The 23,604-nt window shown below is 66.4% G+C and carries 18 protein-coding genes and 5 tRNA genes; 15 read left to right on the top strand and 8 right to left on the bottom strand.

Annotation, left to right across the window (positions count from 1 at the left end; translation table 11 throughout):
- The first annotated feature begins 646 nt into the window (after positions 1-646).
- From ACPDIT_RS09505 to ACPDIT_RS09520, 4 genes are all read left to right on the top strand, one after another.
- Positions 647-720: transfer RNA gene (locus ACPDIT_RS09505), tRNA-Gln, on the top strand.
- Positions 707-1,360, top strand: coding sequence for a hypothetical protein (locus tag ACPDIT_RS09510; protein WP_423442967.1), 654 nt, complete (start codon positions 707-709; stop codon positions 1,358-1,360). The genes ACPDIT_RS09505 and ACPDIT_RS09510 overlap by 14 nt, the downstream gene beginning before the upstream one ends.
- Positions 1,361-1,378: 18 nt before the next feature.
- Positions 1,379-2,179: a ribonuclease III gene (gene rnc / locus ACPDIT_RS09515; protein ID WP_423442968.1), complete on the top strand. Its 801-nt coding sequence runs from the start codon at positions 1,379-1,381 to the stop codon at positions 2,177-2,179.
- A 70-nt stretch (positions 2,180-2,249) separates the two neighbouring features.
- Positions 2,250-3,098: a BtpA/SgcQ family protein gene (locus tag ACPDIT_RS09520; RefSeq protein ID WP_423442969.1), complete on the top strand. Its 849-nt coding sequence runs from the start codon at positions 2,250-2,252 to the stop codon at positions 3,096-3,098.
- Positions 3,099-3,170: 72 nt separating this feature from the next.
- On the opposite strand, the gene ACPDIT_RS09525 is transcribed toward ACPDIT_RS09520, so the two are convergent.
- Genes ACPDIT_RS09525 through ACPDIT_RS09535 form a run of 3 tightly spaced genes read right to left on the bottom strand, consistent with a single transcriptional unit; the run spans position 3,171 to position 5,835 of the window.
- A complete protein-coding gene (locus ACPDIT_RS09525) occupies positions 3,171-4,271 on the bottom strand; it encodes an HlyD family secretion protein (RefSeq protein ID WP_423442970.1) in 1,101 nt (366 codons plus the stop codon).
- Between the two features lie 4 nt (positions 4,272-4,275).
- The gene (locus ACPDIT_RS09530) at positions 4,276-4,989 is read right to left on the bottom strand and encodes a DUF4956 domain-containing protein (protein WP_423442971.1); all 714 of its coding nucleotides are present in this window, start codon (positions 4,987-4,989) and stop codon (positions 4,276-4,278) included.
- Positions 4,990-5,007: 18 nt separating this feature from the next.
- The gene (locus ACPDIT_RS09535; protein ID WP_423442972.1) at positions 5,008-5,835 is read right to left on the bottom strand and encodes a VTC domain-containing protein; all 828 of its coding nucleotides are present in this window, start codon (positions 5,833-5,835) and stop codon (positions 5,008-5,010) included.
- A gap of 964 nt (positions 5,836-6,799) precedes the next feature.
- Between ACPDIT_RS09535 and ACPDIT_RS09540 the strand changes: the two genes are divergently transcribed.
- The 10 genes from ACPDIT_RS09540 (at position 6,800) to ACPDIT_RS09585 (ending at position 16,643) form a co-directional block, all read left to right on the top strand.
- Positions 6,800-7,585 carry a prepilin-type N-terminal cleavage/methylation domain-containing protein gene (locus tag ACPDIT_RS09540; RefSeq protein ID WP_423442973.1) on the top strand — a complete coding sequence of 262 codons (786 nt, stop codon included), beginning with the start codon at positions 6,800-6,802 and terminating at the stop codon, positions 7,583-7,585.
- A gap of 262 nt (positions 7,586-7,847) precedes the next feature.
- The gene (locus ACPDIT_RS09545) at positions 7,848-8,024 is read left to right on the top strand and encodes a hypothetical protein (protein ID WP_423442974.1); all 177 of its coding nucleotides are present in this window, start codon (positions 7,848-7,850) and stop codon (positions 8,022-8,024) included.
- A 630-nt stretch (positions 8,025-8,654) separates the two neighbouring features.
- Positions 8,655-8,732 (top strand) — tRNA-His (locus ACPDIT_RS09550).
- Between the two features lie 39 nt (positions 8,733-8,771).
- Positions 8,772-8,848, top strand: a tRNA-Arg gene (locus ACPDIT_RS09555).
- A 69-nt stretch (positions 8,849-8,917) separates the two neighbouring features.
- Positions 8,918-8,992, top strand: a tRNA-Cys gene (locus ACPDIT_RS09560).
- 378 nt (positions 8,993-9,370) lie between these two features.
- Positions 9,371-10,426 carry an anthranilate phosphoribosyltransferase gene (trpD, locus tag ACPDIT_RS09565; RefSeq protein ID WP_423442975.1) on the top strand — a complete coding sequence of 352 codons (1,056 nt, stop codon included), beginning with the start codon at positions 9,371-9,373 and terminating at the stop codon, positions 10,424-10,426.
- A gap of 555 nt (positions 10,427-10,981) precedes the next feature.
- Positions 10,982-12,190 (top strand): hypothetical protein, encoded by a 1,209-nt coding sequence (locus ACPDIT_RS09570; protein WP_423442976.1) that lies wholly within the window; start codon positions 10,982-10,984, stop codon positions 12,188-12,190.
- A complete protein-coding gene (locus tag ACPDIT_RS09575; RefSeq protein ID WP_423442977.1) occupies positions 12,187-13,227 on the top strand; it encodes a bifunctional heptose 7-phosphate kinase/heptose 1-phosphate adenyltransferase in 1,041 nt (346 codons plus the stop codon). The genes ACPDIT_RS09570 and ACPDIT_RS09575 overlap by 4 nt, the downstream gene beginning before the upstream one ends.
- A 36-nt stretch (positions 13,228-13,263) precedes the next feature.
- Positions 13,264-14,991, top strand: a complete 1,728-nt coding sequence (locus tag ACPDIT_RS09580) for a 4-alpha-glucanotransferase (RefSeq protein ID WP_423442978.1) — start codon at positions 13,264-13,266, stop codon at positions 14,989-14,991.
- 272 nt (positions 14,992-15,263) lie between these two features.
- A complete protein-coding gene (locus ACPDIT_RS09585; protein WP_423442979.1) occupies positions 15,264-16,643 on the top strand; it encodes an MFS transporter in 1,380 nt (459 codons plus the stop codon).
- A 145-nt stretch (positions 16,644-16,788) separates the two neighbouring features.
- Here the strand turns inward: ACPDIT_RS09585 and ACPDIT_RS09590 are convergent.
- The 3 genes from ACPDIT_RS09590 to ACPDIT_RS09600 all read right to left on the bottom strand — a co-directional run bounded on the left by ACPDIT_RS09590 (position 16,789) and on the right by ACPDIT_RS09600 (position 19,852).
- A tRNA-Leu gene (locus ACPDIT_RS09590) sits at positions 16,789-16,876 on the bottom strand.
- A gap of 104 nt (positions 16,877-16,980) precedes the next feature.
- Positions 16,981-18,897 (bottom strand): glycoside hydrolase family 97 catalytic domain-containing protein, encoded by a 1,917-nt coding sequence (locus ACPDIT_RS09595; RefSeq protein ID WP_423442980.1) that lies wholly within the window; start codon positions 18,895-18,897, stop codon positions 16,981-16,983.
- A gap of 511 nt (positions 18,898-19,408) precedes the next feature.
- On the bottom strand, positions 19,409-19,852 hold the full coding sequence (locus tag ACPDIT_RS09600; protein WP_423442981.1) for a hypothetical protein: 444 nt from the start codon (positions 19,850-19,852) through the stop codon (positions 19,409-19,411).
- Positions 19,853-19,986: 134 nt separating this feature from the next.
- Between ACPDIT_RS09600 and ACPDIT_RS09605 the strand changes: the two genes are divergently transcribed.
- Positions 19,987-20,376: a hypothetical protein gene (locus ACPDIT_RS09605; protein ID WP_423442982.1), complete on the top strand. Its 390-nt coding sequence runs from the start codon at positions 19,987-19,989 to the stop codon at positions 20,374-20,376.
- Positions 20,377-20,467: 91 nt separating this feature from the next.
- On the opposite strand, the gene rsmI is transcribed toward ACPDIT_RS09605, so the two are convergent.
- On the bottom strand, positions 20,468-21,280 hold the full coding sequence (gene rsmI, locus ACPDIT_RS09610) for a 16S rRNA (cytidine(1402)-2'-O)-methyltransferase (protein WP_423442983.1): 813 nt from the start codon (positions 21,278-21,280) through the stop codon (positions 20,468-20,470).
- A gap of 120 nt (positions 21,281-21,400) precedes the next feature.
- Positions 21,401-23,602, bottom strand: a complete 2,202-nt coding sequence (locus tag ACPDIT_RS09615; protein ID WP_423442984.1) for a secretin N-terminal domain-containing protein — start codon at positions 23,600-23,602, stop codon at positions 21,401-21,403.
- Between the last annotated feature and the right edge of the window lie 2 nt (positions 23,603-23,604).

Below are 23,604 nucleotides of genomic sequence, written 5' to 3' on the forward strand. Positions count from 1 at the left end.
GTCCCGCCATCCCGGAGGCACGGCCGCTGCGGACACGGCGGCGCATTTCAGGTTTTGGACACTCCCGAAAGCGGGTGCAGTTTCGGGCGTCCTCGGCGCGGGACACCGGGGGAAAACGGCGTTTGTCCCCGGTTTCTTCTATCCGGTGCTCAGCCACGGCCGCCGGGTGCGCCTCGGGCACCGGAGGATCAGCCGGTCTGCGCGGAGCGAGACCTGCGGTGCGCCGTCCCGCTGGCAGCAAACTCTCCCTTGGGCGGTCCGCCGGTTGGCCCACGAAAGGCGGCCGGAGCCCGTACGTGGTTCGCGTTCTCGTGGGCATTTGCCAACTGGCCCTCGGAGCTGTGGGCCCAGCCGGCCCGACTGGTTCGGGAGCGTTGACGTCCGCGGCTGGACGCCAAGGAGGCTCATGCCGGATCCAGGGTGGATCGGGTGTGCCGAGTGTGGCTCCGGGAGCGAAGGTTGAAGCCGTTGGCCCGGAGAGCCGCCGAGGGAGCCCCACGTCGGTGACGGCTTTTGGCCGGACCTGCTGACCCGCCGGGGGGAGGCAGTTGTTGCTCCGGCCCCCCGGTGGACGACGCGCGGGCACGGGCAGCCCTGCTTTTTCCTCTTTTCCATGCCGGAGTCGCCGGTTATGTTAATGCGCGCCTGTCCGGTGGTGTAACGGTAGCACAAGGGTCTTTGGAGCCCTTTGTCATGGTTCGAATCCATGCCGGACAGCCATGCATTTTTGCCACCCGCTTTGCCGTTGATGAACGACTGGAACATTCAGGGACGCGCTTCCGCCTGCCAAAGCTGCGGTCAGAAGTTTGCGGATCGCCAGCCCTACCACAGTCTGCTGTGGGAGGAGGAGAGGCGCTACCGGCGGCTGGACGTTTGCGTGGCGTGTTGGGAGGCACAATACCTCCAGGAGGCCCGCACCCGACGGGAGGTGGTCTCGTACTGGCGGGGCATCTACGAGGCGCCACCGCCCCCGGCCGAGCCGATCCGGCGCGACGCAGCCGAGACATTGCTGCGTCAGCTGTGTGAGCGAGCCGATCCCCAATACCGGCCTGCAACGTACATCCTTGCGGTCATGCTGGAGCGCAAACGGGTGCTGAAGGTCAAGGAGCAGTTCTGGCGCGACGGCCAGCGGGTCTTTGTGTACGAACACACGCGCAACGGGGACGTGTTCACGGTGCCCGACCCGGCGTTGAAGCTCGGCGAGCTCGAAGCCGTGCAGCGGACGGTGGCGCAGTTGCTCGAGCAGGGTCTGCCTCCGGCGATGTCGGGGCCCGACCCCGCGCCGGCAACCCCGGACGCCACAGGCGCCGAGGCCGTCCCGTCCGATTCCAGGGTGGAGCCGGCTCCCTCCGGTTCGTAAGCCAGGAGAGTTTCGCCCGTGTCTGCGACGGACGCATTGGAGACCCGCGTGGGCTGGCGGTTTCGCGACCGGACGCTGTTGCGACTGGCGCTGACTCATCCTTCGGTGGCCACGGAGCCTGCGGCCACGCTGCAGACGAATCAGCGGCTGGAGTTCCTGGGGGATGCGGTTCTCCAGCTGGTGCTGACCCGCGAGCTGTATGACCGATTCCCGACCTACGAAGAAGGCCGCCTCACGAAGGCCCGCGCGCGGCTGGTCAACCGACGGACCCTGGCCGAGCGCGCCCGGGCGTTGAATCTGGGCAGCCACCTCATCCTCAGCCCCGGCGAGGAGCGGCACGGGGGGCGGCAGCGGATCTCCTCCTTGGCCGATGCGTACGAGGCCCTGATCGGAGCCCTTTATTTGGACGGCGGGTTCGAGGTGGCGCAGCGGTTCGTGTTGCGAGAGTTCGAACCGCTGCTGGCGCAGGTGGAGACTCTGCCCGCGCCGGACAATCCGAAAGGCGAACTGCAGGAGCTCCTGCAGGCCAGGTCGGCGCACCCGCCCGAGTATCGGTTGGTCAACGTGACCGGCCCGGATCACGAGCGCGTTTTCGAATGTGCGGTGTGGCACGAGGGGCAGGAACTGGGCCGGGGCAAGGGGCCCAGCAAAAAAGCCGCGGAAAGTGAGGCCGCCCTTGCCGCCTTGAAACGGCTCCAAGGGGGCGAAGCGGGTGCCGCCGCGGGAACCTCGATCGTGCCCCGGACTCGCCGCCGCCGCAAGACCGCATCCCGCAAGACCGATCCGCAACGGGAGACATCCAAGGATGAGTCAGCGTGAGGCAGCACAATCGGGTTCGGCCCCCGGACCTTCCGCCGAGTCCCGCACGGGACCTGCAGAGAAGGGCCGGATGAGAGGGGCGTGGGAAAGCTCGCAGCGACAGCGCGACTTGATTTGGTCCGCGGCACGTCCGCGTTTGCTGGTGGGCGTTGTCCACTTGCGGCCGTTGCCCGGGGCGCCCCGCTGGGCCGGCAGCATGTCCGAAGTGGTTCGAGCCGCGGTGGCCGATGCCCGGGCCTATGCGCGCGGTGGGGTCCACGCCTTGTGCCTCGAGAACTTTGGCGATCTGCCCTTCACCGGCGGGGCCGTGGGGCCGGAGACGGTGGCGGCCATGGCCGTGGTGGCGGCTGCGGTGCGGGAGGCGGTGGAGTTGCCGCTGGGTTTCAATGTGTTGCGCAACGATGCCCGAGCGGCGCTCGCCCTGTGTGCCGCCTGTGGGGGCCGCTTCGTTCGCGTCAACGTCCACACCGGCGCCATGCTGACCGATCAGGGCATTCTGCAGGGTAACGCCTACGAGACGGTGCGGTATCGCCAGCAAGTGGCTCCGGAGGCGGCCATCTGGGCGGATGTGCATGTGAAACATGCCGTGCGGTTGGGCGATTGGCCCCTGGAAGTGGCGGCGTGGGACACGTGGAAACGGGGGCTGGCCGACGCCTTGATTGTGTCGGGTGTGGGTACGGGCCAGGCGGCCGACCCGGAGCAGTTGCGACGGTTACGGGAGGCATGCCCCGGGGCACGGCTCCTGGTGGGCAGCGGGATCACGCCGGAGAACCTGGAGCGGTACGCGGCGGCGGACGGGTTTTTGGTGGGGACCTCGCTCAAGCGGGGCGGGCGGATCGAAGAGCCGGTGGATGTACGGCGCGTGGCGGCTTTGGTGCGGGCGCTGGGGCGGCTGCCTCCGCCCGCGGGCCGAGCCTGAAGTCAGCAGCCGGAATTTGTGGCCGTGGCCGGGGCCGGCCTGGAAGCGGCGCCCGGCTTGCGGGACCCGGACTCAGTTGGTGGCGTGCGCGCCGGCCGGCGTGGGGCCCAGGGCCAGGTCCACCAGCTCGCCGGGGCGCAGTTTCATGTTGGGCGGCACACTGACGATGATGGGCAGGCCACGCTGTTGGGCATTGCCCAATCCGCGAATGCGAAGGGGAGCGTCGAAAAGCTCGATGCGCGCGCCCACGTGGAGCACCCGGCCGTACCCCACCGAGCGGTGGATGCCCCGGCTGCGGACTTCGACCTCCATCCCTTCGACGGGCTCCACCCGCAGCGGCTGGGGAATGAAGCCCACGATGTAATCCACGTGTGAACTGGCGATGGTCACGATGGGTTCGGCGGTGGCCACGATGCTGCCCGGGTACTTGGCGATGGCGGTGACGACGCCATCGATGGGGGCGGTCAACACCAGGGGCTGCAGCTCGGCTTCCGCCAGGCGCAGCCGTTCTTCCGCGACAGCGAGGGCCGCCTTGACCTGGGGCGATTCCGGGGTGCGTTGGTGGGGATCCAGTTCTTCCAGGAGCTTTGCAGCGAGGTCGACTGCAGATTGTTTTTCGTTCACCAATTGTCGGGCCTGTTCCAGGTCCCGCAAGGCGATGTCCAGCGCGTCCTGACTGGCCACGCCTTCTTCGACCAGGCGCCGGACCCTTTCGTATTCCCGTTCCGCATACCCCAACTGCGCCTTTGCGCTCAGGAGGTCGGCCCGCTCGCGAAGCCAGTCGAGCTGGTACTGGGCGTAGCGGAGGCGATCGTCGGTGGGATAGCCCATGTCCGCCAGGATGGCATTCATTTCCGCGCGGATCAGGCGCACCGTGTTGCTGAGAACGGCCGGATCGACGGCTTCCACCAGGGCGACGGGCTGACCTGCCTGCACCGGCTGATAAAGGCTCACGTGCAGCTCCGACAGCCTGCCGGGCCGCGGACTGATAATGTCGGCGCGCGGGCCCGAGGCCGTCCCCACCACGGTGGGGCTGGCCATGTTCATTTCCCAGAGGCGCACGGTCAGGGCCAGCACACCCACAAAGGCCAACGCCGGCAGAACGCGGACGCGAAACATGCGCCACCATTGGGCCGGCGGACTGGGAATGGGAGGGAGCGGTTCCAGTTTCATGGCGTCAGAGCTCCGATTCTTCCTGGGCCTGGAGACTGGTCAGGCGCGAGACGCCCTCAACGGCCCGCAGTTCGGTGAGCAAATCTTCCACGCGCGAGGGATCGCGCAGCAGCAGGCGGTAGGAAAGATCCATGCCCTCCTGGCGTTCGTCGGAACGGCGGGTGGCGCAGTACACCGCACGACTGTGACGCTCCAACACCCGCAACAGATAGGGCAACTCCGCCGCCGGACGGCCCCAGTGAAGATTGACGATCAGATCATAGCGGTGCCGCGTGCCGTAGGCGGTGTACCACAGGAAAAACATGATGGCGGCGACGCTGAGCGTGGCGATGACCGCCAGCGAAAAACGCTGCGTGCCGCAGGCCATGCCCACGGCAATCACGCTGAGGATGTAGCTGGTGTCCAGCGTGTCGCGCAGCACGTTCCGGAAGCGCACGATGGCGAACACGGCCATCAAGCCGAAGGCCGTGACCAGGTTGTTTTGCAGGACCTGCATCACCACGGTCACAATGGCGGGAATCACCACCAGCGAATTTACGAAGGACCGGGAATACGACAGGCCTGCATGGGTGGTCATGTACGTCCACGAGATGGCCAGCCCGGCCAGGAATGCCAGGCACAATCCCAGCAAAAGGGCCGGCACATTGACGGGCTGCAGCGAGAAATCCGCGCTGAAAAACAGGCTCAAGAGTTCGTTCAGGCCGTTGACGTCATTCATGGACAGCGACCTCGTGTCTCAAGCCGGCTGGCCCAGGCGCCCGGGCAGATGGCGACGCTGCAAATACCGTTCGAGCAGGTCGTCCCGCAAGATCAGGAGGGATTCGGGGGCCAGGCGGCGCTCGCCCAGCAGGGCCACCCCGTCGGCGTACTTGGCGGAACTGAGCTGGCGCAACCCGAAGGTCCGCACCAGATCGCCCATCCAGTTCGGGAACCGACCCGTGAACTTCAGCTCCAGGATCACTTCCGGCTCGAACGGCATGACCGGGTTTTCCATTTCCGTTTTGAGCTCCGGAGTGCTCTGCGGCTCGCTGCAGACCTGACGGTCCAGGCAGATGCGTACGGCGTTGCTGCCGGGGCTGACCCAGGCCTCGCGCAGATAGCTGACGTGGGTTCTGGGTTTGGCATTCAGGTCGGAGATGCGCCGGCAGAACTCCTGGAGCGCCTCCAACTGATGGGGTTTTTGGGAAATCAAAAAGGACGGGTCGGGCAACTGGCCGGACAGCAGGGGAGCGACGGCATCCTTGCGAATGGCACAACGCTGTTTGAGGATCGCCTCGTTGACCCGCCGTTTGATCTCGCAAAAAGCGGGCGTATCGGGGTTGTCGTCGTAGTACCGGATGCGAAGCTTGAACCGGTTCTTGTTGCTGTTGAACACATCCCAGAAACACCGCAGGTCGTCGGAGTCCAGGTAGAGGCTGTGGATGCGGTACGAATAGTTCGGCTTGTCGACCCCGTACTCGTCCGGCTCCAGGTAGCCCCGGACAAACTCGCGGATGGCCCGGGCGGTGTCTTCGTCCACCCGGTATTTCAGTTCAAAGCGTTGTAATTGGACCTTGTCTTCCACAGCCCATGCCGGGGTGTGCCGCTGCCGCACGACCGGCCCACGGTTTCAAGCCCCCTTCTTGGTCCTTGAGTCGGGCGGCCGACCTCGTCGCTGCCAAGGCGGCGCCATCGGCGCACCCACTTCCCACTAACCATTGGCCATGCGTGCCGCGTTGGCAATCCTTTTCGTAGGGCGGCCGGGGCGTCCGGGGGACGGCCCTGCGCCTTGTGCTCGAGAACAAAGCCTCATGGGAGGGCGACCAGAAGCGGGGCCCGGCGCCCTCCATCCATTCCTTTATCGGCGAAGGGCCGTGGCGGCTTGAGCTGCTCCTGCCCTGCCAGCGCAGGCAAGCCGGCGGAAGAGACCTTCGCCTCGCTGCACGGGAGTTTGGGCACTGCGAAACCGGGGACCCCACAGGCCGAGACCGACCGCTCGAGAAGCGGCCCGCCATGCCCGCGCAGTTGCGGAGAATCCGCCGTAGCGAGAGCAGCAAGCTCGACGTGGGCGGCTTGCCGGGGTGTCGATTCCGGAGGGCCCGAGCCTGCGACGTCGTTCCCGATGGCATCCAAGATGGCCGCACCCATTCGCCCCTGTCCGGAGCCCGGAGCCACTCCGCCCGACAGGAGATGGCGACCGGGAAAAGCGCTCGGCCCGGCCGCGGCGGCTCCGTGTCGGGTGTGTTTCATCGGCCGGGGCCTGGCCCGTTTTCTTCCCGGCCGTCGGGCGAGGGGCGGTCGGGAACTTCGAACAAATGTCCGATGGGCAGCGGGAGGCCTGCGGCCCAGACTGGCTGCGGAAGGGCAGGACGATCACGGAGTGCGAGCAAAGTGATCCCGCAGCCCGGGGTTTGGCGGCCGGCATCGGGCCCGGGAAAAGCAATATTCGGAGTCGATCTTGTTCACGTACCAGGTCTCTTGACACTGCCTGTGGCAGGCGGCACGGTGATGCGGAAGCTGCAATCCCCTGGTCCTCGCTCATGAAACCGGTGAAAAAGTGGCCTTGCGAAGTGCCGGCACGCAGCTGGCGGGCGTTCACCCTGATCGAGCTGTTGGTTGTCATTGCGATCATTGCCATTTTGGCGGGGATGCTTTTGCCAGCACTGTCGAAGGCCAAGGCCAAGGCGGGCCAGGCCCGCTGTTACAGCAATCTGCGGCAGATCACGGTCGGGTTCATGATGTACATCGACGCCCACCAGGGAATCTTTCCGGCCTGTGCTTCGGCCAACACGTACGGCTTCCAACCGGAGGACTGGATCTACTGGCGGCGAAACCTGCCCCAGTACCCCATCGAGCGCAGCCCCATCGCGCCGTACATCGGCAACATGAGCAGCAACCTGTTCCGGTGCCCTCTGGATCTGGACGACCGGGAGCGTATCCTGCAGGCCAATCCGGCCAACGGCCCTTATCTGTACAGCTACAGTCTCACCAGTTTCAGTCTGGAGTCGGGCCGCTCCCCGGGCATGGCGTCCATTCGCCAGGGCCAAACCTTTTATCCGTTCCGGCAGGTGAACATCAGGAACCCGGCCAAAAAGATCATGCTGGCCGAGGAACAGTCGTCCTACCTGGCCCAGGAGGTTTCGCGGCCGAACTTGAACGTCATCAATGACGGCCGCTGGGTGCCGCAGAGCACGTACAATCCCAACCCCAGCGGCGGCGATGTGCTCACCAGTCGGCACAGCAAACGGGCCAATGTGGGATTTGCGGACGGGCATGCCAGTGCGGTGCATCACACGTATGGATTCGATCCTGCCAATTCGCGGCCGGACTTGTGAGAAGGGATTCCTCCGGACTGACTCGATCGTTCGGTCGCGGCCGGGTTGGATACGTGGCGCATGCCTCGGCTTGGTCGCAGGGGCTCTGGTCTTGGGCGTAGCCGGATGCAAGCGGGCCGAAGAGTCGGCCGCCCCGAACAATGGCGCACCAGCTCCGGAGGTCCTGGGTGAGCCGGTCCGCACGGAGACGCCGTTGCCTCCGCCGCCTGCCCCGGTCGCTGCTGTCGCAGAGAACCGCCTTCACAAAGGGGTACGGGGAACGATGGATCCGTTCCTGACGGAGCAGCTTCGGATTTTCGTCAAACAGGCGGGACGGTTGCCGGTGAGCTTTGCGGAGTTTGCCGGGCAGCGCTTGGACAGTGTGCCCGGCCCGCCCCCCGGGCATCGCTGGGTGATCGACGCCGAGACGATCACGGTGAAGGCCGTTCCGGTGCAATGAGTCGCCGGGGTCCTGGTGCGTGCCGCAGCGGCTCCTGCAGCTACTGCCGGAGGCGCCGTCGACTTTTTGGTGGCTCACTGTGGGGCGGGGTGGTGCTTCGGCAGGCGATTTGCGGGGGTGGGCTCACTCGCAAGATCAGATCGTCTGTTGCCCACGACCAGGGCCGGGCGCAACAGGGAGACGATCTCTTTTCAGCCGCGGCGTTGTCACCGATCTCGTGCTGTGCGCCGTGGAATTGCAGAGCCGGCTCTCGAACCCGGTCTCTGCCTGGCTCGAACCCATGCGGCGCCCCAGCGAGATGAACCTCCCTCTGATCTGCCGCTTCGCTTGGATCACACGGGTCAGCGCCGAGACCGAACAGGCGAGGCGAAAGGTTGCCGTCCCAAGCCGGTCCGGGGCCGAGTCCATGACCCGGGCCGCCACGTCTCGACTCCGACAGCCCTGCAGTGGGATCACTGGCTGTCCGGGGGGCCTTTCCGGAACCGGAGGGTGAAGCGCGCGGACTGCGGCGGGTGCGGTGCCCGACCCGCTGTGGATCGGAAGTGGACAGGGGGTTGGCAAGGGGGCCGGCCCTTGCGCCGGCTCTTGACCCTGGGACGGGCTCGACGTAGTGTGCTGAGCGATTGAGCGGTGGTCGTAGCTCAGCCTGGTTAGAGCCCCAGATTGTGGATCTGGCTGTCGCGGGTTCAAATCCCGTCGACCACCCCATTTCCTTTTCCCGGCGGTGACGTGCGCCGGGTTTGTGGCGCATCCGTAGCTCAATTGGATAGAGCTTCTGACTTCGGATCAGAAGGTTGCAGGTTCGAGTCCTGCCGGATGCGCCAGTTGCTTGTTTTGGATCCGGGGCTTGCGCCCTGCGACGGGCCGATTATGCTTTCATTGGTGCGAGCAGAGGCGGGGTAGCCAAGTGGTAAGGCAGGGCTCTGCAAAAGCCCCATACGTCGGTTCGATTCCGACCCTCGCCTCCAGTTTTTTTGGTGCCGGGCGCGTCCACGGTCCTGGCTGAGTTTCTTCGGGAGCCTTCATTCGCATGTGCCAGGGATTCGTTTTGCTCCGGGGCGGGTTTGTCTCCGGCGGCCGGCCTTTTTTCCTGAACCCGGTGTCGGCTCCGTTTTCGCTGTTGGCACAAGCGTGGCGGAGCGCGAGAGCCGTTGCAGTGCGGGGTGTCGGGGAGGAGAGAAGCCGGCCCGCCTGGCGCGGAATTGCCGAGGGTTTCGTTGCACAACGATCGGCGTTTTGGGAGCCGCTCATCATCCGGGCACCTGCTGTCGAAGCCGAGGGACGGGGAGGTTTCGTCCGGGGGCTTTGCACTTGAGTGCCGGGGTCCGTGCCGTAGGCTCGGGTGCGTGTTGGAGACGTTGACCCGTCAATTGCTGGCCGGCGAGTCGCTCGGACCCGAACAGGTGCGGGCGGCGGTGGATCGGCTGGTGAACGAGCAGGTGTCCGCGGAGACCAAGGCGGAGTTTTTAACTGCCCTGGCGCGCAAGGGCGAAACGCCCGACGAAATTGCCGGCTTTGCGCGAGAACTTCGGGCCCGGGCCGTGGTGCCGCCGGTGGACCCGGAGTGGCGGAAAGGCCGGGTGATTTTGGACGTGGTGGGGACGGGCGGCGATCGAGCCGGCACGTTCAACATTTCCACCGCGGTGGCGTTGCTTTGTGCCGCGGCGGGGGTGCCCGTGGCCAAACACGGGAACCGTGCGGTGACCTCGCGGGCGGGCAGCGCAGACGTATTGGAGGCGTTGGGGATCCCCATCCAGCAGTCGCCGGCCGAGGCGGCGCGCGCCTTGCAAGTCCGGGGGTTCGCCTTCTTTTTTGCGCCCCTGTATCATCCGGCATTCCGCCACATTGCACCGGCGCGGCGCCTGTGTGCCGAGCGGGGCCAGCGCACCATCTTCAACTATCTCGGTCCCCTGCTGAACCCGGTGGTGCCGGATGCCCAGTTGATGGGAGTGCCGCGACCCGACCTGTGCGCGCCCCTGGCCCGTGTATTGCAGTCCCTGGGAGTCCGGCGGGGCTTGGTGGTGTGCGGAGAAATCACCGAAGCCACGGGGGCCAGGGTGTATCTGGACGAGGCCTGCCCTGCGGGATCGAATACCGTGGCGGGCTTTGGTCTGGGCGATTCTCCAACATGTGCGGTGTGGGAAATGCCGCCGCGGCCATCGTCCTCGGCGAGCCTGGAGGATCTGCGGGGTGGCGATGCGGCTGCGAACGCCGCACTGTTGGAAAGGCTCTTGCGGGGAGAAGACCGGGGGCCCCGTCGAGAGGCGGTGTTGTTCAATGCCGCGGCTGCGTTGTGGGTGGCGGGTGCGGCGACGTCGCTCACCGAGGGCTGGGCAGTGGCGGAAAGGGTGCTTGCCGAGGGACGGGCCGCGCACAAGTTGGAGGAGCTGCGGCGCGGGTGAAGGGCAGGCGGAAGGCTGCGCGTGTCGAGCCCGGCGTCATCCTGCCCGACTATGCGTTTGCCCGGGGCTGACTCATGTCGGGCAGTGGGCCAACCGGCGTGGTTTCTGCGACCTCTCCCGGGATCCGGATGTTCTGTGCAGGAGATGTCCCGGGTTCGGGTAAACGCTTCCGTTGTCGATGCCCGGTCATGACCCCGGTCGGTGGTTCGAGCGGACAATGCCGTGGAGTTTTGGGTCGAGAGTCCGGAGCAGGGTCGGATCGTTTTTGATCGTTTGGCCAGCCCAACTCGGCGCGGCGCCCCGAGTTGGCAGGATGCGCCGGCTTGTGCGGCGCGTGAAGCGGCGGCCGCCCAGGGAGACGACTCATCTCCCAGCGCCGACTGCCCGCTGACAAGCCCCGGGTCGGAACGCCCTCGCGGGGTCGCGCCGTGTGCGCGGTTCTCCGGGTGCTTGTTGGGTCCATGTGCTTCTTCGACCCCGGGAGTGTAGAAACGTGTGGCTGACTTGCGAGGGCGGGTGCAGGGGCGCAGACTGACTCGCGAGGTTGAAGCACGCATGAACAGCGACGCCTCCCATGCGCCAACAGGCCCGACGGGAGTCCGAGCCTTGCCCTTGGAGCAGGTGCGGGTACGACCCCTGGCGGAGCGGCAGAGCTTGAGTCGGCTGGAGCAGATTTTGATATCCCCGGACGATTCCCCGCCCGTGCTTTCCGAGCCGGTGGCAGAGCTGGTGGCAGAAGCGGCGGACCGGATCCGACAGGCTCGTGCCACCGGCGCGGCGGTGATGCTCATCTACGGGGCGCACCTGGTGAAGAACGGCTTGATGGACGTGGTGATCCGGTTGATGGAGCGCGGCTGGATCACGCACCTGGCCACCAACGGAGCGGGCACGATTCACGATTGGGAACTGGCATTCCTGGGGCGAACGGAGGAGAGCGTGCGCGCGCATGTGGCGCAGGGGTGTTTTGGGACGTGGGACGAGACGGGGCGATACCTGCATCTGGCGCTGGCCGTCGGGGCGCTCCGGGGCGAGGGCTGGGGGCGCAGCCTGGGCCGGTTCATCGCCGAGGAGGGGTTGGAACTGCCGGAGCCCGGGGCGTTGGAGCAGGCCATTCGCCAGAGCCCCCAGGATCCCCGGACGCCGGCCCGCGCCGAATTGTTGCAAATGATCGTGCGGCACGGGCTGGCCCCGGGACGCTGGACCGTGAAACATCCGCACAAGGCGCACTCGTTACCGGCGCGTGCGTTCGAACTGGGCATCCCGTTCACGGTGCATCCCGGCATCGGATACGACATCATTGCCACGCATCCGTGGTTCAACGGGGCGGTGCTGGGGCGGGCTGCGCAACTGGATTTTGCGCTGTTCGGCGGATCGGTGGAGCGGCTCGACGGCGGGGTGGTCCTGTCGGTGGGCTCGGCCATCATGGGCCCGCAGGTGTTCGAAAAGAGCCTGAGTTGCGTGAACAATTTGCGGTTGCAGGCGGGCCGTCCCACGGTCCGGGGCCATACCATCTATGTGGTGGACCTGCAGGATGGCGGAGGTTGGGACTGGTCCCGGGGCGAACCTCCCAAGGACAACCCGGCCTACTACCTGCGCTTTTGCAAGAGTTATGCGCGCATGGGCGGCTGCATGCGGTATGTGCAGAGCGACAACCGGATGTTCCTGTCGGGGCTCTGGCATCGGCTGAAAGGAGAAGCAGTCGGGGCGACGCCCGGGGCACGGGCCGCGGCCCTTTCGGAGGATGCGATCGGAGACGGGTCATGACGCCGAAACGTTTGCGCGAATTGACCGGCCGGTACGGCAAACTGCGCATCGCCGTGGTGGGCGACTTTTGCTTGGACCGTTACCTGGAGATCGATCCGGCGCGTCGGGAGCGATCCCTGGAGACCGGCCTGCCCGTGTACAACGTCGTGCGGGTTCGGGCGCAGCCGGGGGCGGCCGGGACGATCGTGAACAATCTGGTGGCGGCGGGCGTGGGGCGGATTCACGCCGTGGGTTTTTGTGGCGAGGACGGCGAAGGCTATGAGTTGCGGCGGGCATTGGCGGGGCTGCCCGGCGTGGCGCTGGACGATTTCCTGCAGACCCCGTGTCGGCGGACGTTTACCTACACGAAGCCGTTGGTGATGGAGCCGGGCCGACCGCCACGGGAACTGAACCGGCTGGATCTCAAGAACTGGACGCCCACCCCGCGCGGGGTGAGTCGCGCGCTCGCCGAGTCGGTGCGGCGGCTGGCGACGGAGCTGGATGCGATGATTCTGTTGGACCAGGTGGATGTGGCGGGCACGGGGGTGCTCACGGCAGAGGTGTTGCGGGCGGTGCGCGAGGCACTCGAACGGGAACCGGACCTGTTGGTGTTGGCGGACAGCCGTCGGGGGCTGCGCGGGTTTCCCGCCGTCCTGTGGAAGATGAACGTACGGGAGCTGGGCCTGTTGTTGGGGGCCCGGCGGCGGTTGTCGGGACACGCGCTGGTGGCTGCGGCGTTGCGACTGGCGCAGCGGAACCGGCAGCCGGTGGTGGTGACCCTGGGGGAGCGCGGTCTGTTGGGTGCCTGGCCGACCGGAAATCATTGGCACGTCCCGGCATTCCCGGTGCGGGGGCCGATCGATGTGGTGGGCGCCGGCGACGCGGTCAGTGCGCATTTGATGGCGGCGCTGGCGGCGGGAGCGACGCCGGAGGAGGCTTTGTGGCTGGCCAATGCGGCTGCCTCGGTGGTCATTCACAAACTGGGGACCACCGGCACGGCCACCCCGCGGGAATTGGAGCAGGTCCTGCGTGGCGGAGGGCCCGCGGCCGGGAATTGAACGCGCACAGGGATTTGTCATGCTCTGCGCGCGTTTATGCGAGTGACGGCCGATCGACGATATGCGGGTGTGTTGGTGCCGGTGTTTGCCGTGCGGACGGCGGACGACCTCGGCATCGGCGACACGGCGGGCGTGCGCGCACTGTTGCGGTGGTGTCGCGCGCACGATCTGCAAATCCTGCAAACGCTGCCGATTCTGGAGCTGAGCGACGACTTCAGCCCCTACAACGCCATCAGTGCCCAGGCCATCGAGTTCAGTACGTTGACGTTGCGGCCCGATACGTTGCCCGACCTATTGCCGGAGCAGTTCGATGCGGTGGTGCGGTCGGCAGAAGTCGCAGAGCTGCGTCGCGGGCCGGTGCGCTACGAGCCGGTCCGCCGTCTGAAGCGCAGGTTGTTGGAGGCGGCGTTTGCGACCTTTGTTCAACGGCACTGGAAACGGGACACCGAGCGCGCGCGCGCCTTCCAAGCGTTCCTGACCGCCGAGGCCGCCTGGTTGCCGGACTACACCCTGTTTCGGGTGTTGATGGACGAAAACGACGGCTCGCCGGCCTGGGAATACTGGCCACGAGAACATCAGACCCCTGAAGCGGCGCGGGGCTGGTGGGAAACCCTGCCCGAAGCGAGGCGCGCGGCCCTGGACCAACGCCGGCTTTTTTACAGTTACGTGCAATGGATCGCCCACCAACAGTGGGCCGAGGTTCGACAGGAAGCCGAGCGCCTGGGCGTGGCGCTGATGGGGGACATGCCCTATGGCATTGCCCGGGCCAGTGTGGATGTGTGGGCGCACCGATCCTTGTTCGACCTGGAGTGGTGCGGGGGTGCACCCCCCGAATGGACCTTCCGGGGAGATCCGTTCATCGAGAAATGGGGTCAGAACTGGGGCATTCCCAACTATGCCTGGGAGGCGCACCGCCGCGAGGGCTTTGCGTGGTGGCGCCGGCGGGTGGGCAGTCTGGCCCGGGTGTTCCACCTCTACCGCATCGATCACGTTCTCGGGTTTTTCCGCATCTACTCCTTCCCGTGGACGCCGGATCGGAACGACGAGTTTCTCGGGTTGAGTCCCGAGGAGGCCGCCCTGCGCACCGGCGGGCGCCTGCCCGGGTTTCGGCCGTACCCGGACGACACGCCGGAACATCGCGCGGCCAATCAGAAGCAGGGCGAGGAAATCCTGCGCATGTTGCAAGCGGCTAGCGGCCCGACCGGCATCGTGGCGGAGGACCTGGGCTGGGTGCCGGATTACGTTCCGGTGACCCTCGCCCGACTGGGCATTCCGGGTTTTCGCATTCCGATGTTCTGTCGGGAGCCCGATGGTCGTTACACGGATCCGCGGCGATACCCGCGCCTGTCCCTGGTGCAACCGGCGACGCATGACCATCCTCCCCTGGCCGCGCGTTGGATCGAGTTGTGGATGGCCGCCGACGCCGGAGACGCCGGCGCGCGGCGGGAGCTGGATTTCCTCATGGAATTTGCCGGGCTGCCGGGACAACCGCCACCCCGTGCTTTCACTCCCAAAGTGCACGAAGGGCTGTTGCGGGCGGTGTTTCACGCCAGCTCGTACCTCGCCATCGTGCTGCTGACCGATGTGCTGGGGTTGACGGACCGGTACAACTGGCCGGGCACGCAGTTCGAGGAGAACTGGACGGCACGCCTCCCGTGGACGGTCGAGCAGTTGGCCACCGAGCCGGCCCCTGCCGCGCAGGGGAAACTGTTACAGCGATTGGTACACGAGAGCGGGCGCGCGCCGGCGACCGACCATGCGTAACGAAGAGGCGCAAGGTCAGTTGTACCGGTTCCGGGGAAGCACGGGGCCATGGAGACCGCCACGGACTGCCGAAAGCACGGATCGAACCTGCCGCCGGGGCGGGGAACCGGCGGGCTTTGTCTCCCGGCATCTCCGGAAGGCTGCAGCACGCCAGGGAGGCAGTGAAAACGCGCCCGGCAGACAAGCGGTTTCCCGCCTGGTCCACCGGGGAAGCGCCCGGGGCTGGCGATTGCCGGGACGGCCACGGGAGCTGTGAGGAGGGCGGAGGGTTCATGAGCAATCCCACAGGGATGCAAGGGGATCGTGCAGCAGACACAGGCGAGCGTTTTCCCCCCGGTCTGCACAACGCGTACCTCTTCGCCTGGTTCAACACGTTGTCCTACCAGATCGTGTTGGGCAGCCCGATGATCCTGTATGCCAAGACCCTGGGGGCCAGCGCCACCGTGCTGGGGATCATCGCCGGGATGATGCCACTGCTGGTGATCCTGCAGATTCCGGCCGCGGGTCATATCGCGGCGATTGGCTACCGCCGATTCGTGCTGGGGGGTTGGAGCATTCGCGTGGCCTTCATCTTCGGGATGGCGCTGGTTCCGTTGCTGGGGGGTTGGCTGGGGCCGCACAATCAACTGGCGCTGCTGTTGTTCCTGTTGTTCGGTTTCAATCTGTCGCGGGGGATTTCCAGTTGCGCGTGGTTGCCATGGATTACGGCGCTCGTGCCGGGTGGACTGCGGGGCCGGTATCTGGCCCGTGACGCGGCAGTGCAGAACGTGGCCAGTTTCGTGACGTTCGTGATCGCAGCCGGCGTGTTGTCGGGCCAGCCGCGTCCCTGGCAGTTCGCGGCCCTGTTTGGGTTCAGTGCCCTGATGGGCGCCGTGAGCCTGGTGTTCCTGCAGCGGATTCCGGATGTGGCGGTGGCGCCGCAGCCGCAGGGAGGCAGGGGCCCGGTGCCGTGGCTGGCGATGATGCGGCACCCGCCGTTTGCGCGGCTGTTGGAGACGGTGGTGGCCTGGTCCGTGGCGTACGGGGGGCTGACGGCCTTTACGGTTGCCTTCCTGAAGTCCAGCTCGGCCCTGAGCGAGAGCCAGGTGCTGTGGGTGACCAGCGTGTCGTTCCTGGGCGGATGGAGCAGCCTGTGGTTTTTGGGGTCGCGACTGGATCATCTCGGCAGCCGACCGGTGATCCTGTTTTGCGGGATGGGTTGGATGGGCGTGGTGACCGGGTGGTTGCTGTTATCGGGGGGCGTGGTTCGGGGCGGGCTCGGGTGGCTGCTGGGGCTGCAATTCCTGATGGGCCTGCTGGCGGCGCTGGTGCAGATGGCGAACACGCGGCTGGCCATGGCGGTGATTCCGGTCATGGGGCGCGACCACTTCTTCGCCCTCTACTCGGTGGTGAGCAACGTGACGCTGGGCCTGGCGCCGATCGGGTGGGGGCTGTTCATCGATGCGATCGGCCCCCGGACCTGGCGGTGGCTGGGGGTGGAATGGAACCGCTACAGCCTGTTTTACGCCGCGGTGGGACTGGCGTTTGTGGGCCTGTGGTTCCTGGCCCGGCGCCTGGTGGAGCCGCGGGCGGTGAGCATGGAGGCATTGTTGCGGGAGCTGTTGATTCAGTCCCCGCAACGGTTCTGGGTGCGATTCTGGCCGCGTGCATGAGCAGCGGAGTTTCGCGGGCTGCGGAAAAAGTCGTGTTGCCCACGATGAAGGTGCCCGTTTCTGCGAAACATCGAGGGTCTTTTTCGCACAACGCAACGGTTCAACTCCCTGTGAGCTGCCGCGCAAGCGGTCACCGCGGAGAGGATGGTGCCGGTGGTGGGACTCGAACCCACACGACTTTTTACAGTCCCAGGATTTTAAGTCCTGTGCGTCTGCCATTCCGCCACACCGGCACGGCTGAAGGCACCGTAGAGACCTTACTCGTTGAGTCCGGGCCTGGAAAGGCGGTTCTGGAGCGTGCCCCTGGTGGGCAATCGGTCCTGCTGCCCACGAGGGCTCAAAACCAGGTGGGCCATTCGCGGGGCGGATGGAAATGCAGGACGGCGCCGCCACCACGGGGCAACTGGATCGGGATCGGTGCGACCGCAGAAGGCAACGGCTGCGAAACAATCTGCAGGCCGGCGCGGTCCGGTCCGTCCTGATAAAGGGTCAATTCATGGCCCGGGGTTGTGAACGGAGCGGGATCCAGGCTCAGTTGCGAGGGGTCGGACCGGCAGTTGAGGATGGCCACGTACCATTCGGCGCCTTTTCGGCGTGCCAGGGCCACGAATTCGCCGACGCGCGACCCGGGCAGGACGCGGGTTTCGTCCCAGGTCACCGGGATGCGTCGGAAAAAGTTCACCGCGGGGCTGTGAAGGTAGGCTTCGGGATGGTCCGGCCAACAGAGCAGGGGCGAACTGAAGACCACTGTGGCGGCCAATTGGAAGGCGGCGGAGGTCTCCTTGAGCATGCGTTTCTGCACGTAGCCGGGGAGAAAATCGGCGGGGCCCACCACGCAGCGGGTGAACGGCAGGACCCCGTAGTGGGTCAGCGGCAGGCTGCTCCAAAGTTGGTATTCTTGTTCGCGGATGCCTTCGCGCGTCAGCTCGTTCGGCCAGGTGCGGATTTCGCCGGTGGGTTTGGGGATGCCGTGGAAATTGATGAGGAGCCGATGGCGAGCCGCGCGGCGTCGCAGGTCTTCGCAGGCGGTGACGGTCTCGAGGCTTTCCGAGTCGAAGAAGTCGATTTTCACGCCTTTGACACCGGCCTCCCGGCAGCGTTGGAAGAAGGCTTCGCGGGCGTCGGTGCGGGTCAGGCCGGGCCCGTCGTCGCGTCCCTCGGGAAAGGCGTGCCAGAGAAGGATTCCCACGTTGCGCCGGGCGGCGTATGCGCAGAGCTCGGCCACGCGGGACCAGAGGTCGGCGCCCCCTTCCAGCCAGCCCCAGCGCTCGGTCTGCCAGCCGGCGTCCACCAGGAGGTATTCGCAACCGAGCGCGGCAGCGGTGTCAACGAACCATTTCTGGCGGTCCCAGCGCGCACCGGCGTTGCCGAAGACCATCCACGTGCAGGGGGCCCGGCCGGGCCGAATCCAATCGGTTTGGGCGCCCCGGGGGAAGATCTCCGGGTCGGGCGGATCGCAGAGCGCGGGGATGAGGTCGCTATTGACGAGCTGGTCGAGATCGTTCGCCACGATGGCCACGCGCCAGGGAGAAAGAATCGTGCCTTCCCAGGACCAGCCTTTGGAGTCGTGCGGGAAGATCGCTTCGAGTCGGCCGGGTCCGGCGGCCTGCAGGGACAGTCCGCTGTACTGGCGCAGGCGGGCTTCGGTAAGGAGCACCGCGCTGCCATCGGGATACAACACGGTGACGGGCAGTCCCATGCGGAGCCCGGGCTTTCCGTCCGCCCCGGCGGGCAGATCCTCGGCGCGACGGGATTCGAAGATTCCCTCGTGATTGGCCAGGTTGGTCTGGAACCAGAGGACGGTGCCCGGAGGCAACTGGAAGCGGGTCGCCTCGCCCCGGACATGACGTCGGCCCTGGCCGGGTATGTGATAGCGAAAGGCGACGCCGTCGCGGAACACGCGCACCTCCAACGTCCACTCCGCGCCGGCGGCGGTGCGGATCGGGATTTCGTAGGCCCAACAATCGTTGGTGGCGCGGTTCTTTCCTCCCAGCCAGGGGAACACCTCGTAATGACGCGTCCGGTGCACGGGACCGAACGAGACGTTCGTGCCCAGGTCCGTGCCGTCAATCACAACGCCCAACGGCGCGGGCAGCAATCGCGGCTGTCCACGGGCCAGGACGGAGTATTGCAGTCGGCCCTCGGCGTTGGTCTCGATCCGGGCATGGACGGTCCCGGTGGGATCGGCGAGATCCATGGCGGCGGCGACGTGGGGGCCAAGGGCCAGGAGGAGGAAGAGGACTCGTTCGCGCATAAGGGTGGCCTAGGGAGAGGCCGTGGCCGGGTCAAGGTGAATCTGAGGGATCGGCTGAAGCAGGGACGTGCGTTGTCACCAACACGGAGTCGGGCGCGAATTGTTTGGAGTGTACCGGGCCGAGTCCGCGCTCTGGGGTGCAGGGCTTCCGCCTTTTCCGCGTTGGTTCCCGGGCCACCCGGAGCACTCGCCTTGGGCATTGAAGTCAGGGGCATCCACCTTGTGGAGGGATGCGGCGAGATTGCCAGGCGGCCGTGGTCTCCTTGCCCTCTTGGACGCGGACAGCGGGAAGGGATTCCCTGGTGCGGCAACGGACGACTTTGGGGGCGAATGGCGCAAGTCGAGCAAGATCTAGAATGTTCTCACCCCTGGTCCCCGGCGCGTGGTGCGGCCGAATATCAGCAGCAAGCGCCCGGTCTCCGGCGGACCGGGCAGTTTATCAACGCGAAGGACCGGTGTAACAATTCTTTGCCTCAATGCATCAAACGTGACGTCCACGGCAAACGCAGATTCAGTCCCACCACCAATTCAGGAATGGGGCGGGCGCAAGGAACATCGCCACGAGGCCGACCAGCGCCGCCAGGGCGTACATTCCCAAATAGTAAACCCCGCTTCTCCATCTCGGGATGATCAAGCACAGCAGGAAGGCAAGAGGCCAGGCGCAGAAACTGAGCAACATTAAGATCGTAAACCAAGTCGTGGCGATGGACGAGTGTACCGCCAAGAGGGGTGGAAAACCGTGCTGACCGATCGAGGTGGGCCAGCCTCCCAGACTCTGGTGCATGTGCAGCGCGAGGGAGTAAAAGAGGACGATCATCAAACCGGCGGGGCTTGCCGCGAGCGCAAGGCCAAGCCGCGACGGCTTTGAAGGTCGCTCGTGCAACGCGAAAGCGATGGCCACCAGTGCGAGAGCACCCACCAACAGTGCGAACGCAGCAATAGGGGACAAGGTCATTGTCATCGCTCCTGCTTTTGAGTTACGGCACGATGGTATGGTCGCTGGGTAAGGACGCAACAATGCGGGTCAGGCCGAGCCGCCGGGGGGACTGAGCGACGTGATGGCCATTGCCGCCGGGGGCGGATCACAGTGTGGATCACAGTGTGGCATTGCGGGGCAACGGGACGGTTGTCGGGTGGGATCGCACCTCTGCGGTCACGCCAACCGCTCCTGCAGGCTTGAGCGACGGCATGGCGACCGCCGCGGGGCGGTATCGAAGTCTGGCATTGGTCCACGCCGGCTCGTCGGTCTTTCGGATCACGCGGGTGGTCCGGGTTTCAGAGCCCCGGCAGATTCGGCTCGAATGGCCGAGTGTGGAGGGCCACGCCTACGCAATCGAGCGGGGCCCCGAGGGTGTACTGGGACCGTTCCTGCCGGTGGCCACGGGGATCGCGGCCACCCTGCCGGTGAACATGTACGCGGAGACGATCGTACCCGGTTCGACTTTCGTGGGCCGAAGCTGCTGGTTCGATTGGTGGTAGTCGAAGCGAAGCGGGAAAGATGCCGCAGCCGGCGGACAGGCGACTCGTGTCGGCTGCCTCGGCTGCTGAGCCGTCTGTCGGGTCTCGTCACCTAGTCGGACTCGGTCTTGGAATCGTGGGACGGCTGCGCTGCGCCGTCTGTTTCGTCGGCGGGACTCGGGGATTGCGTCGGAGCGGCGGGATCCGCGGTGGGGGCTGAGTGGGAAGTGGCGGGGCCGACGAGCACCACGCATTCGCCGCGCAGCGGGCGGGTGCGCAACTGCTCCAGCAATTGGGCCGGACTGCCGCGCAGGAATTGCTCGAATTTTTTGGTCAGTTCCCGTGCCACGACGACCGGGCGGTCCGGGTAAATCGTGGCCAGCGCTTCGAGGAGTCGTTCGATCCGGTGAGGGGATTCGTAGAACACCAGGGTGCCGGGCACGGACCGGAGGCTTTCCAAACGGCGGAGGCGGGCTCCGGTCTTGTGCGGGAGGAAGCCGAGAAAATGGAACTCATGCGTGGGAAGTCCGCTGGCGGTCAGCGCTGCGACGAGGGCGCACGGCCCGGGCACGGGTTCGACGCGCAGTCCGGCCTCGAGGACGGCGCGCACCACGCGTTCGCCGGGATCGCTGATACCGGGTGAGCCGGCATCGGTGACGAGGGCGACGGTGGCACCCTGACGGAGGCGCTCGACCAGGGAAGAGGCGCGTCGGGCTTCGTTGTGTGCGTGACAGCTGAGGATGGGTTTCTGGATCTGGAAGTGGCGCAGCAACTGGAGGGTGCGGCGAGTGTCCTCGGCGGCGACCAGATCGCACTGGCGCAGGACACGCAGGGCGCGGAGGGTGATGTCCTCGAGGTTCCCGATGGGTGTCGCCACCAGGTAGAGGGTTCCCGGGGTCAGCGGAGGTGCGGCATCGGCTTCCATGGCGGGTTGGGAAGGGGACCGTGCCAAGCGGGCGGGTTGGCCGACGCACCGGACGGCCCGCGCTTACGGCGCGCCAAGGAGTCGACCGCGGGATTCGAACGGGCGCGGCGCGATCCGTGGTCAACGGGTGGCGGCGGGTTCCTGCGCGGCATTGTTCCCGGGCGCGCGGGTTTTGCGTTCCTGTTTTTCGCGCCAGAGTTGTTCTTCGTGGTTGAATTCGCGTTCGGCACGGCGGACGCCGGGCAGGCGCAGGCGTTCCTCGGTGGACAGCTTGGCGGCCTCTTCGGGGTCCATGAGCACGATGGGGCGCATCAGGACCATGAGTTCGCTGCGGTCGCGTGACCGGTCATTGCTGCGGAACAGGTAACCGAGCAGGGGAATGTCCTTCAGCAGGGGCACGCCGGCGTGCGATTCGGAGCCGGCCGATCGGATGTAGCCCCCCAGCAGGACGCTTTCGCCGTTGCGGACGGCGACTTCGGCGGAGAGGGTGCGGCTGCGGGTTTTGGGCACTTTGCCGCCGCCGGCGATTTCGACCTCGTCGCCGAGTTCATCGATGGCCTGGTCGATCTGCATCAGCACCAGGCCGTCGGCGTTGATGAAGGGGGTGACGGAAAGCTGGATGCCCACGCGCAACTGTTGGTAGCTGGCGGCCGGGCCGGTGCCGAAGCCGCCGTAGTACGTGCTGGTGATGTAGGGCACGGTTTCGCCCACGAAGAAGGTGGCGGGCTTGGCATGGGAGGTGAGGATGCGGGGTTTCTGGATGACGCGGGCGGTGCCGTCGCTGGCGGCGGCCTGGAGGGTGACGTAGAAGCTGTCGTCGATGCGGGTGAAGTAGCGCAGGCCGGTGCCCAGGAGGTCGGCGGTCAGGTTGGTGCCGGTACCGGAGAAGTTGAAGACCTGATTGGCGTTGAGGCCGCCGGCGCCGAGGATGTTGTTGCCGCCGAGCTGGCGCGTCGTTTGCAGTCCGGAGATTCCGAGGTTCCACTTGTTGTTGAGGGAGACGTCCAGAATGGTGGTTTCGATGAGGACCTGCGGCAGGATGACATCGAGCTTGGAGATGATGTCCTTGATCATGGCCATGTCCTCTTTGGTGGCGTAAACGAGCAGGGCGTTGGCGCGTTCGTCGGCAATGATCTTGGTCTGGCCGAGGATCTGGATTTCGCCGCTGGCCACGGCGGAGGCGCGTCGGACGATTTGCTGGAGCCGTTCGCTGAAGCTGGCCTGGGGATTGGGCTGGCCGGGGGTGGTCCCGGGCTGAAGCGTGCCGGGCTGGCCGGGCAGGCCCATGGTTCCGGGACGTTGCAGGCCGGTGGCGGGGGTGCGCGTGGTGGCGCCGCGGGCGCCGACGCTGGTGGTGCCGCCGCCGGCACTGAGACTGTTGAGGGCCGCGGCGATGTCGGAGGCCATTGCGTATTTGATGGGAATGACCTCGGAGATGTACTCGGAGGGAACGGACACGTCGATTTCCCGGATGAGCTCCAGCATGCGTTTGACGTTCTCGGCGTTGTCCCGAAGCACCAGGATCTGGTTGCTGTCGATGGGCAGGATCCCGTTGGGCACTTTGGCGAAGGGGGTGAGGACCTGGACCAACTCGCTGGGTTTGGCGTACTTGAGCTGGACGATGTGGGTGACGTACGAGCCCAGTTCGGGCAGGGCCTCGGCGTCGAGCCGCTGGAGGGGTGCGCCTTCTTGATTGGCCTGGGCGGAGGGCACGGCTTTTACGAATTTATCGCCCACGGGGATCATGGAGATGCCGTTCATGGCCAGGACGCTGTCGAGGGCCTGGATGAACTCGCGTCGGGTCAAATCGGTTTCGGTCCGCAGTTTGATGGGTGGGGCGGCCAGGTTGGCGGGTCGGAGAATGGTGCGGCCGGTGAGTTTGGCGTAGTACTCGAAGACCTGCTCGAGGTCGGCGCCGCCGGCGCCCACCCAGTCGATGGTGCCGGCCGGGATGGTATCGTCGGGGGGCTGGGCGGGCGGCGCGTTGGTGATGATTTGGACAGCGGCGGCGGAACCGGGCAGCGCAGGGAGTGCTGCGGGGTTGGGGCCGGCGGGGGTTGGGACGGGCAAGCCGGGAGGCGCGGCGGGTGTGGCGGGGGTGGCCGCGCTGGCGGGCTGGGAAACGACTGGCGCGCCGGGTACAGGGAGGCCCGGGGCGGCCGTGGATCCGGTCACCACGCGGGTGGCGGACGGCGTGGGAACGGCGCTCGGTGGCGGCGCACTCAGGACAGGCGGAGTGACCGGGTTCGTACCGGGCTGAGCCCGGAGCGGCAGGGTCAGGGCCACGCACAAGGCAGCGAGAAGACTGGTTTTCGCGGACATGG

This window comes from Limisphaera sp. VF-2 (genome assembly GCF_049537125.1).
Lineage (GTDB): Bacteria > Verrucomicrobiota > Verrucomicrobiia > Limisphaerales > Limisphaeraceae > Limisphaera.